Here is an 11,804-nt window from a genome sequence, read left to right on the forward strand (position 1 = left end):
ACTTATATGAATAATCATTCAGATAAAAGATTATAGGAGAATAGGATAAAAACAAACTAAAAAAATGATGTTCTTATGCTATTTCAGGACTTAATTTGTTTTTTTGATACATAAACAGGACAAATACTTCCACTCATATTTTTCGGGCAACACTTCCCTGCGGATGGTTGTACCAACCCGGATCGCTGTAATCTCCCCTAGGCTGATTGCGACGTACTTTAACCAGAGTAAACATCCCCCCCATCTCGATGGGGCCAAACGGCCCTTTTCCTGTCATCATCGGTAAGGTATTCTCCGGTAATGCCATCCCCATATCGGCCATATCCTGCATCTCGGCCATCCCGTTTTTACCCATCGGCATATACATGTATTCCGGCATCAGATCGCTGATCTTTTCGGTTAAATCGTCTTGTTTTACCCCGATCATATTGGGGACGGTGTGTCCCATCGGCCCCATGGTATGGTGCGATTTATGGCAGTGAAACGACCAATCCCCCTCTTCGGTTGCGATGAACTCGATTGCTCTCACCGCGCCCACAGGTATATCCGCCGTCACTTCGGGCCATCGTGCGCTTTTAGGAACCCATCCCCCATCGGTGCAAGTCACCTCAAACGGATGCCCGTGCATGTGGATGGGATGGTTGGTCATGGTGAGATTGCCGACGCGGATACGGACGCGATCACCCACCCGAACATTCATCGAGTCAATCCCCGGAAAAACACGACTGTTAAAACTCCAAAGGTTAAACTCCGTCATGGTCGAGGGGTTTGGGGTATAGGTTCCGGGTGCTACATCATAGCTGGCGAGGAGAAAACAAAAATCGCGATCCACACGATGCTCTTGCCGTTTTTTCGGATGGATGATAAACATCCCCATCATCCCAAGCGCCATCTGCACCATCTCATCTGCGTGAGGGTGATACATAAACGTTCCGCTTTGGCGGAGGGTAAACTCGTAAACATAAGTTTCGCCCGGAGCAATAGCACTCTGTGTCAAGCCCCCAACACCGTCCATCCCGTTGGGAAGGATAAGCCCGTGCCAGTGAATCGTCGTGTGTTCAGGGAGTTTATTGGTCACGATAAGGCGCACCCTATCCCCCTCTACCGCTTCGATCGTCGGCCCAGGAGAGGTACCGTTATATCCCCAGCAGTTGACCACCATACCGGGTGCGAACTCGCGTATCACCGGTTCGGCAACGATGCGAAACTCTTTTACCCCCTCTTTCATCTCATGCGGAAGGCTCCATCCGTTGAGAGTTACGACGGGATTGTAATTTTTCCCCTCCGTTGAAGTAATGAGAGTAGCCGGAGATAAAACCCGTTTTGGATCTTGGACCAATGTGAGGTGCCGCTTATCATGACTCGCTTCACAGCTTTTCGCTTCATCACTGCCGGAAGCACGCGCAACTGCCGCCGAGGCTAACAGTGCCGCACCCAAACCTAAAAATTCTCGTCTATCTTTGTGCTGCATTGTTTACTCCGCCAATGGTGTACGCTAAATCCGCTTGTGCTTTTTGGTATTCCCCAATGGCGATGAGCGATTGCATTTTTACATCACTGTACCGGCGCTGATCGGCAAGCAACTCATAGATACCATCCAACATTCCGTTATAATAAAGCTGTGTCTGTTCCAATATATTTTGATTGATTTTTACAATGGATTCGTTGTATTCACGTGCAATATCATAGCTATAACAAAGATGTGCATACGATTCACGAACTTCCGATCGGACATTCACCGCCAATTCAATCAAACGGTGAACGCTCTGATTGTAACGGGCCTGAGTGAGGCTTATACGAGCCTGCCCCATATCAAAAATCGGGAGGGGAATCTTAACGCCTACGCTGTTAAATCGATTTTCTCCCGTACTTTTCTCACTTCCGGCTTCTAGGCGCACCTCCTGAAGTAAACGGGTATCTTTCGTATACCCTGCTTCTTTGGCCGCGTATTCAACCCTCTTTTGTGCGGCAGCGATATCAAGACGATTCTCTATCGCCCATCGTTCCAAAGAGGTATTCTCTATCGGTTGAGAGCTGAGAATCATCGGCTCATCCACCAAAGTATAATCGGTTTGCTCCGCATACACCCCCATATTTCTATTGAGTGCCTCTCGTGCCTTGGCATTGTCTCGATGGAGTCGGATGGAGTCGAGACGCGCATGCTCATATTCATCTTGAATCTTTAAAAGATCCCGTTTCGAAAGGTTCCCCGCACTGTATTGACGCATCGCCAACTGCAGTGATGCTTCCTGTGATTTGAGTACATCTCCGTTCAATCGAACCATCTCCTGCGCAACGTGCGCATCGATATAGCTTTTTTTAGCCTCTCGAACACTCCGCAGTACCTCATCGCCGACACTCAGCTTCGTCTCTTCGAGAGCCAATCCACCCAGCTCTTTACGCAGCGGTATCCACAATAAATCCAAAAAGGCTAATTCTACACTCACCCCTGAACGATTGATCCCTCCGCCATGGCCAACCGAATACCCCAATAATGGGTTGCTCATCAATCCCGCTTGTACAAGATCGCTTTGCGCGATCCCTATTCGCTCATACGTTTGCTGCAACGCACGGTTATTAATCAACGTAATACGAACCGCATTCTCTTCACTCAGAGGTTGTGACAAAAGATCATTAACGCTTTTATCGACATCTTGAACTTCCTGAGGCGTCTTAAGCCATTTCAGTTCACCCGCTCCGCGAGCAGCGCTCATACGGTTCATTGAATTAAACACATCATTTTGGGAGACAGTGGAACACCCGGACAAAATCAGAAATGCACCAAATGAGAGAATCACCTCTTTTTTCATTTTTGCATACCATGCCGGGTTAGATTTTGATCCTCTTGCTGAATACGTCTCTCTTCCGTGAGACTCGGAGAAGGTTTAAGCGGAACATACACACTTTTCCCTTCCGCCGTATTGCCAAGAATCGGTGATTTGACTTTGGTATCCGCACTCATGGATGCAATACACAGCAAAAACAAGAGTAGGAGACGATTCATTTGCTTATCTTAACAATGACGTCGCTTCCCTCTTTTTGGACAAATTCAAAACGGACTTTATCCCCGACTTGTAACGAATGGAGTAATTCAGGATCGGCAACCGAAAAAGGCATATTCATCGCCGGCCAGTTAAGTGCAGGAATTGGGTTGTGAAAAATCCGAACGCTCATACGATCGGGGGCAATGGATTTGATCGTTCCCGTCGCACTAATTGCACTTTCCGATACTACTGCGCTATTTTGATGATCCTGATGTTCTTCCATAGCCATACCCCAAACCATTGGACTGAATATCAACAGTGTAAAACATACCGTACTAAAAATTTTTGATTGCATACTACGCTCCTGCTTGAATTGTAAAAACAGTGTACCACAGACGACGAAAAAATTATTTAATCTAATAATAACGGTGTTAATGATGCTGTTTTTACAACCACTACGTCATCCAAACGGTATAATTCGATTCTTATTTTAACCAAAGGTGCCCATTGCGTTTTATTTTCTTGTTTTTTTTACTGTTATCTACTTCTACCTCTCTCTTCGCTCTTGTCAGTATTGCACCGGTGGATATCGGCTCCAAAAATGGCATAAGCGGAAATGTTTCAGGATCACTAAGTTCCAAAAGCGGCAATACCCAAAAAGACGACTACTCTCTTGGATGCCGATTACAATACGATCAAGGAATCGATTATTTAGCGTGGGGAATCTTCACCTACGATTATGGAACCTCCAACGGAACAAAAAACGAAGATAAAACTTATGCCCATGTGCGTTATATCCACGCCATAGATGAGAATAAAAACTGGACAGGTGAATTGTTCGTACAATCCGAACGAGACAATATAAAAAGCATTAATGCCCGTTCACTTACGGGTGCCGGTCTGCGATGGCGATTTTTTAATGCCGATGAGTGGGGAAAAGGGTATATCGGCATGGGCGGTTTATTCGAAAAAATCAATTATGCCAACCCGCAAATCAATCCAAATGAAGAGAACGGTCGTCTCAACAGCTACTTGGCCTACACCAAAAGCTTTATGACCTCCTCAAAACTCAATTATCTAGGCTATTTCCAACCGAAGTTTAATACCCCATCCGATTATGTCTCATCGCAGACGATGGAATTGATCATCCCGATCTTTGGGTCGCTAAATTTGAGTTTGACTGCAAAATACAGCTATGACAGCCATCCGCCTATCGGGGTTGTAAAAGAGGACAAAGCTTATATAACAAGCTTGCTTTGGGTGTTTTAATATCGCTCAACAGCTTGCATTAAAAATCACCCTGATCTATTTTTATTTGCAGCTCAGTCATCCGCTCTCGTAGTTTGACTAATGCCTCGCTGCTTTTCATCTCAATACCTGCAGCACGATATTTTTCTTCCATCGAGACCATATTAGCCAATTCAGATAAAATTTCTAAAAAATCGGTGTTGACTTGTTCTATTATTTCTGAGCTTTTTGTTGATTTGTTTTTTGACATTACAGTATCCTCTATCCTCTATGTATAGATATCATAAATACATTTAGTCTTAAAAAAATCACATAGGAGAAATATGCTGATAATTATGGAAAAGCTCTGGGCAATTTTATGGTGAAGAGACTCTCTGTCCCTTGGCTACTTGCGTCTAGCATACCATTGCAATGGCCTTCAATGATCTTTTTACTCATATAAAGCCCAAGTCCTGTACCATGGTTTATGTTTTTGGTTGTAAAGTATGGGGTAAAAAGTTTCTTCATAACCTCCGCTGCAATACCACCGGCATTATCACTAACCCTAATAATTCCGAATTCTTCATCACAATCAATATCAACGGTAATAATACATTGCTGAATGTTATTCTCCTCAAATGCATCCAGTGAGTTTTTGAAAAGAGTCAGTAATACTTGAACCACTTCATTATGGAACGTAATCACATCGGCATCATGGATAATATTTTTTCTAAACTCAATACCACTATTTTTAAACGTATGATCAAGAAGATTGCTGGTATGTTGAACTAATATCGAAATAGCAAGAATTTCTTCAACTTTATTTGGATTAGACAAATCTCTGTAATCCGAAATGGTTTGTGATAAATGGGTGCATTGTTCTTCAATCTTTACCAATTTATCCACCAGAGCTTCATCTTCATTCTCTTTCATTATTTCATTAAGGTGAAGTTGCGATGCAATAGCATTAATTATCGCTAAAGGTTGACGCCACTGATGAGCGATCATCGCAACCATCTCTCCTAATTGTGCTTGACGCGCTTGAATTTTCAGAAATTTATCTTCTTCAAGTTGTTGAGTGATATCACGTGCCATTAAAATCAATTTACTATTGCCGTCCCCGAAAGGTGAAAGATTCATCTCTATTATCTTGCTCGTTTGCTGGCTTTTAATGGTAATAGAACACTCTATTCTTGTTGAATGATGATTTTTATTGGAAGACGCACTATAATGAATAAAATCATTTTCCTGGCAGTCAAAATTATATTCCAGTATATTCTTTCCAAGAAAATCACTTCTGTCGGTTTCAAATAGGTTTAAAGCCATATCGTTACAATCAAGAATGATATTATCTTTCAAAATAACAATTGCTTCACTGACAGATCTGAATACGCTTCTGTAAAATTCTTCATTCTCGTGCAGCTTTTGCTCAATTAACTGCCGTTCAGTAATGTCTTCACCTGAACTTAACAATCCTATGATCTCACCGTCTGGGCTAAAAAGGGGTATGTTTTTCCAAGCGATCAGCCGCTCTTCTCCGGTTTTGGTCAAAACAACATTTTCATAGCTCAATACTTCATTAGAAACATGCATAAAAGCCTCCGATGCTTCATACACTTCTTTACGGATCCGTTCCGGTAAAAAATTATCGATCCAATTTTTGCCAATAACTTCTTTTGCCGTGTAGCCGATGATTTCACACCCTTTACGATTAATCAATTGGACATTTTTATTGACATCACTTACCATGATAATCACATCTACAATGTCAAGATAGTTTTGTGCCGTCTTTTTTTCAACTATAAGCTTTTTCTCTGCCTCTTCACGTGCTCTGGCATGTTCAAATCCATCCAAAGCATAGCTGATATCATTTGCCATCTCGTCCAGCAGTTCTTTTATTAAGGGGTCAAAAGCATTAATTTGGGAACTGTACAATGTCAACACCCCCACAACTTTGCCATTGCAATATAAGGGCAAAGCCGCAGAAGCATTCCATCCGAACTCTTTTCCCCGCTCATGCCATGCAGACGTTGAAGGGTCATTCATAAAATCTTGGCACCAAACAGGATGGCCTTTATGAAATGCAGAACCAGTTGGACCACGCCCGATTAATACGGTAGGATCGGCAGAAATCAGCAACCCGTCTAAATAGGCTGTCCCCTCTCCGAAATATTCTGTGGCCTTGATGTAACATCCATTTTCATCCAATTTTCCGATCCATGCCATTTCCATACCACCGATCTGCACCGCATTTCGACAAATATTTTGAAAAAGGGTACTTTCATCTTTAGACCGGACAATCGCTTGATTGCATTGTATGAGGGCGACGTAAATCTGATTCAGTCGTTTATTATTCTCCACTAAATGTTTCAGTTGATTCTGAGTTTCCCCTAACCAACCTAGAACACTCTCTTTTCCCGCATCATCGATACGGATAGGTACAGAAAAATCTCCTTGTCCTATTCGGCTAATATGATCGTGCAAATCACTGGGTGAGCTCCCCAATATTAAATTCAATATTTTTTTAAGACGCCACAGTATAAAAAATAAGTAAAGCCCTATAACGCCAACAAGCGTTTGCAGTATTATTGCAGTGACTTTTGCCCTATGGACGGTTGCTGCGGTCCGCTCGTTCATAAGAAAAGAAAATTCATCTATCGCATGCATAATAGAGGCTTTCGCCTGATGATAAGCTCCATTATGCAAGAGTTCAAGCGCGTGTTGCTGTTGCTTCATTTTCTGTGCATCTGAGCCGTTAGACTCAATCAGCTTCATAGCGCTGTATTCCGTCTGAGTCAAGCGATCCGAATTGTTTTTGGCTTCCAAGAGCTTGGCCAATTCAATCTCACTAAATCCGGCTTGACGAATTTCATCCATGAGGGAGATAGATTGCTGACTCAAAGGGCGAGGACGTTGATCCTCCAATCCAACCAAATCCCAATAAATATTTTGATACCCTATCGGACGCAGCCTTTTGCCGTTGCGAATATCTAAAATTTCCTCATAGTGCTTTTTATACAGTGGATTTTTAGTCACCGCGTATGTTCGAACCATTCGAGTCAAATCATCTGAAGATTGACGCAATTCATCCGCAAGCAAAAAGGAGTTCAGGCGCTTTTCATTGGCTAAATCGGTCTGTTTTTCAGAATAAACGTATAACATAAAAAAAAGGACAAAAAAGAGGGAGACAACCACACTCTGCCATATGGTTTGAATGAATAATGATGATTCTTTTTGAATGCTCACGTGTATACCCCGAATTAAATAATTATCGATGGATGGGGAAAAGGATGTGAAAACAGGCTCCGCGTGCAGTGTTATGCACCGTTAGTCTTCCTTTACCATGCTGCTCGACAATCGTTTTTGACATATAGAGTCCAATTCCGGTTCCATTTTTCTCCATCTTCGTGCTGAAATAAGGATCAAAAATTTTGTTGATTAGCTCCTCCGGTATCCCTCCGCCATTATCTTCTATCTCCAAACAACTCATATTCTCCTCACGTAAAGTCTGAATCCAAATTTGAGGCTCAGAAATCATATTATCCGTCAATACATCTTCTGCATTTTTAAGAATATTAAGTATAACTTGTCTAATTTCACGCGGATAAACCATAAAAAGAGCATCATCCTCTACCCGAGTATGAAGTGTAATATTCTTTGCTTTTAATATTGGCTCAATAATGGTCAAACTCCCATTCGCGATCTCTTTCCAAGTCATTAATTCTTGTTGTTTATCTTCTTTGAAAAAATTTCTAAAGTCGTTGATAGTATCGGACAGTTCTATCGACAAGTTACTGATCAAATCAAGCTTTTCCATAAAATACTCTTGATCGTATTGATCCATCATTGCTTCAAGATTCAAAATACCGCTGATTGCAGCGATAGAGGCTAAAGGCTGCCGCCACTGGTGGGCAATCATATTGATCATTTCCCCCATTGCAGCATGCCGTGACTGCATCATCATCATATCATCTTTATTTTTCAGCTCCGTCACATCCATTGCTGACGTAATGACTGCCCGTTTTCCGTTGAGCATCCCAAACGGGGCTGAACTAAACTGCCATGTTATTTTGGCTCCTGATTTACTAAAAAAGGAGAATTCACCTTCATCCACTTTTTCGGTAATCGAAAAAAGACTATGGATATGTTCTTTCACCTTTTTGTGATCGTCTTTGTATGTTTTAGCAACCCAAATGTCGGTTGTCGGAATATCCGATAAAGAATACCCTGAGCTATCGCTCCATGCTTTATTTATTTTTACAATTCTCCCGTCTTCTGTATGTAAAATTATCGGGTTTGGGGCGGTTTCTATAATTGTTTCCAGCTCATTATTCAGTGCTCTAATTTCAGCTGTCATCTTATAGGCCATCCTGCGTGCCCGCTCTGTCGTCTGTGAATAAAAGAAAATACTCAACAAGAGTAAAAATGAAATCGGAAATCCACTCAGTAAGATTAAATGAGACTCTTCATAGTCAATCGATTCTTCAAAAGAGGGAAGCGTCTGAAATACGGCTGTCCATGTATGTCCATACATCTCAATAGGAATAGTCTTCTTAAAAAGTGGTTGAGATACCACGGTACCTCGGTTGTAAAGAAGATTTTTTTCATCAACAGAACCATCATAGAGTTGCATAGCGACATTGTCATTTTTTTGCTGAAGAATCTCATTCATCAAATCACGTGCACGAAAAGGGGCAAAAACGAAACCTTTAATATCCTCTCTTCGCTGTATTTGAGTCTTCGGGGTATTTTCCAGATGATAGAATGGAATATACAATAAAAATCCGGCCTGTTTGTCAATACCTTGTTCCTGTACCAGCGTTACTTTATCCGAGAGTGCTGCCGTTCCGGTATCTCTGGCACGTACCATTGCTTGTTTACGGACAGGATTGGTGTACATATCGTAACCGATTGCTCTACGATTTTTTGCATCAAGCGGTTCGAGATAGACAATAGTATGGTATTCATCCCGTTTTCCACTGGGTTTAATCTGATAATCCTCGAATCCATCCTCACGCATTTTTTTAAAATGGTTCCTAAGATCATCTGCAGGAATAACGTCGGAAACCCCAATCCCCTGAAATCCGGGATACATTTGGACGACCTTGGAACTTTCTACATAGATATGCCACTTTTTACGGTTCATGTGTTCAACCGTATTTAATAGCGCCGCTCCCCCATGCAACACATTTTCATACGCCAACATCCGATTTTTAATCTCAACAGTGGTTTTAACCGAAAAGGCTTCAAAATTCTTTTTAGCATCCTTTTGCGCTTTCTCATGTGCATTAAACCAAAGAAAAAACGTGATTCCCATGGAAATCAGAAAACCTAACAAAGCAATAATGGCTGATTTCGAAAATGATTTGATACTGTTAAATTTTATCATATCAGATAGCCTTGAATTCACGAATTAATTCCATCTGCCGATTTGCTAAATACCCTAATAATTTATCCTCATTTAGGGAAGTAAGTTCAAACAGTAATACAACATGAAAAGATTTTGAAAAACTGTCAATACGATAAACTGTTCCGCTGATTGAAAGATTTATGGGCTGTTTATCGGTCTCTAATACGATCGCGATTTTGGCTATCTCTCCGACAGCCAATCCTGCAGGAAGGGCATCTATCTCTATTTTGACCGAACAAATGGAAATATCAACAATCCGTACATTACCCAAAAATTTAATTTCACGCTGGAAGAGCGTCACGGAATGCCGTTTTTCATCCGGTTCCAGTCTGATATTAGCTCGCTGATCGGCGCTCTCTTGAACAAACTGCATATCACTAAAGGAAACGGTCTGTAAATCAAAATCAATTGCATTTGCCGTTTTGCATAAGACGCTAAAAGGGAAAAGTTCTGATGTAATCGTGATATTTTTAGCCAATTTGATCGCTTTTAGCTGTGAATGCGTTGTTTTTAGAGTAATCTCTTGATCATCATTTTTGATCAGAACCGCACTGTTCACAATCGTCAAACCGCGATAAAAGTTATGAAGCTTCACTTCCGAGCTGTTCTCTTTGATAACATTCATTAGCTTCAAAACGGCGGTGCAATCTTGCAGTTTCTGATCATTTTGGGCCGCTTTATTATCAAAAATCATCATCAAGTTCAAATCGGTAATATCATCAAAAGAGAGAATCGTATACCCTTCTTTATCCGGAATCGTTCTGAGTTTCATGATCAAATGACATGCTTTCTTGGTATGATTGAGCACTTTGGTATGAAATAATTTGCCGGGATTGGCAACGGCTTGATCAAACCAAAGTGATTCAGGAGTTGAATACAAAAATCCTTTATGTTCAAGGAGCAATTGGTCAAATTCAGCCTGATTTTCCATGAATTTATCCAGACTTTTAACCCCGAAAAAATTTAAAAACTGCTGATTTACAAGAACAGGCTCTCTCCCCCTTAACATAATCAAAAGATTATTCTGATAGTTAAAAATGTCTTTGAGCTGATTCTCAAATATTCTTTTATTTTGTTCAGTATGTATAGCCAAACTAGCATCACGCAACGCTGCAATTAACAAAGGAACTTTTGTCGGCTTCGTCAGATAACGAAAGATTCCGATTTCGATTGCCTCATACAAATACTCTTTTTCATCATAGGCAGAAAGAACAATAACACGAACATCAGCATTGTGTGCTTTGATCTCTCGTGCTAATGCAAACCCCTTCAACTTGGGCATATTGATATCGGTTAAGACTATGTCGGGGTTATGTGCATGATAAAGTTCTAATCCGCTTTGTCCATCTTCGGCAACCCAAATATGAGGAAAAAATTTTCCTAATAGAGATGCCATATTATCTCTCAACCCTTTATTGTCCTCAACATAAAGAATCCCTAACGAATGGGATAATTTTTTTAATTCTTCAATCACTTGTTGCAATGCGGTTCCCTCATATCAGCATATACCCGACTTTAGAAAGGTTATGAATACTTTCATCATTTCCCATCTTTTTGCGCAGTCTGAGAATAATATTTTTTAAAGCACCGTGAGACATATCTTCATCCAAAACATGAAAAAAAGTTTCATAGCTAACAAGTTGCCCTCTACGCGAAAGGAGAAGTTCTATCGTATTAATTTCATAGTTGGAGAGGGCGATTTTCTCTTCTCCTTTGATAATGGCCTTTGCAAAATAATCATACGACAAAGAATTATTGATTTTTGCAAACAATAATCCATTCTCTTTCAGCTTATTAAGCGCGGTGAAGAGGACATTAATCATCGTTTTAAATTCGATCGGCTTAGGGATATATTCCACCAGATTCAGTTTGCACGCTGCCAAAAGATCTTTTGTTTCGACCGATCCCGATACAATAACAATAGGTATTTCCTTATCTTGCTTCCGGATTTTCTCGGCTACTTCAATTCCGCTGATAGCCCCCATATGAATATCTAATATGACTATATCAATATGATTAGCATTGAAAATTGCCAACGCTTCCGTACCATCTGAAGCAGAATAAACTTTCCCGACAATCAGCTGAAGGGTTTTTTCCGTTATATCGCGCAATACCACATCATCTTCCGCATATAAAATGGAGAGATTTTTAAACTCTTGAAAACTAATCTTTTCTTTACTCAT

10 protein-coding genes are annotated in these 11,804 nt (G+C 41.0%); 1 reads left to right on the plus strand and 9 read right to left on the minus strand.

Annotated features, from left to right (window positions below; all coding sequences use genetic code 11):
- Nucleotides 1-133 precede the first annotated feature (133 nt).
- From WC407_RS02640 to WC407_RS02655, 4 genes are read right to left on the minus strand one after another with little or no spacing between them, the layout of a single operon-like run.
- Entirely contained in the window at nucleotides 134-1,471 is a 1,338-nt protein-coding gene (locus WC407_RS02640) for a multicopper oxidase family protein (protein WP_373020987.1), read from the minus strand.
- A complete protein-coding gene (locus WC407_RS02645; protein WP_373020989.1) occupies nucleotides 1,455-2,810 on the minus strand; it encodes a TolC family protein in 1,356 nt (451 codons plus the stop codon). Before WC407_RS02645 ends, WC407_RS02640 begins: the two co-directional genes overlap by 17 nt.
- Nucleotides 2,807-3,004 (minus strand): hypothetical protein, encoded by a 198-nt coding sequence (locus WC407_RS02650; protein ID WP_373020994.1) that lies wholly within the window; start codon nucleotides 3,002-3,004, stop codon nucleotides 2,807-2,809. The genes WC407_RS02645 and WC407_RS02650 overlap by 4 nt, the downstream gene beginning before the upstream one ends.
- Nucleotides 3,001-3,339, minus strand: a complete 339-nt coding sequence (locus tag WC407_RS02655; protein ID WP_373020996.1) for a copper-binding protein — start codon at nucleotides 3,337-3,339, stop codon at nucleotides 3,001-3,003. Before WC407_RS02655 ends, WC407_RS02650 begins: the two co-directional genes overlap by 4 nt.
- Before the next feature lie 152 nt (nucleotides 3,340-3,491).
- Between WC407_RS02655 and WC407_RS02660 the strand changes: the two genes are divergently transcribed.
- The gene (locus tag WC407_RS02660; protein ID WP_373020998.1) at nucleotides 3,492-4,253 is read left to right on the plus strand and encodes a DUF481 domain-containing protein; all 762 of its coding nucleotides are present in this window, start codon (nucleotides 3,492-3,494) and stop codon (nucleotides 4,251-4,253) included.
- A 19-nt stretch (nucleotides 4,254-4,272) separates the two neighbouring features.
- On the opposite strand, the gene WC407_RS02665 is transcribed toward WC407_RS02660, so the two are convergent.
- From WC407_RS02665 to WC407_RS02685, 5 genes are all read right to left on the minus strand, one after another.
- Nucleotides 4,273-4,482, minus strand: a complete 210-nt coding sequence (locus tag WC407_RS02665) for a hypothetical protein (RefSeq protein ID WP_373020999.1) — start codon at nucleotides 4,480-4,482, stop codon at nucleotides 4,273-4,275.
- A gap of 83 nt (nucleotides 4,483-4,565) precedes the next feature.
- Nucleotides 4,566-7,457, minus strand: coding sequence for a PAS domain S-box protein (locus WC407_RS02670; protein ID WP_373021000.1), 2,892 nt, complete (start codon nucleotides 7,455-7,457; stop codon nucleotides 4,566-4,568).
- Nucleotides 7,458-7,479: 22 nt separating this feature from the next.
- Complete coding sequence (locus WC407_RS02675; protein ID WP_373021001.1) at nucleotides 7,480-9,600, minus strand: CHASE domain-containing protein; 2,121 nt, start codon at nucleotides 9,598-9,600, stop codon at nucleotides 7,480-7,482.
- Between the two features lies 1 nt (nucleotide 9,601).
- A complete protein-coding gene (locus WC407_RS02680; protein ID WP_373021093.1) occupies nucleotides 9,602-11,095 on the minus strand; it encodes a response regulator transcription factor in 1,494 nt (497 codons plus the stop codon).
- A 19-nt stretch (nucleotides 11,096-11,114) separates the two neighbouring features.
- Nucleotides 11,115-11,804, minus strand: a complete 690-nt coding sequence (locus WC407_RS02685) for a response regulator transcription factor (RefSeq protein ID WP_373021002.1) — start codon at nucleotides 11,802-11,804, stop codon at nucleotides 11,115-11,117.

The sequence above is a fragment of the Sulfuricurvum sp. genome (assembly GCF_041651515.1).
Taxonomy (GTDB): domain Bacteria; phylum Campylobacterota; class Campylobacteria; order Campylobacterales; family Sulfurimonadaceae; genus Sulfuricurvum.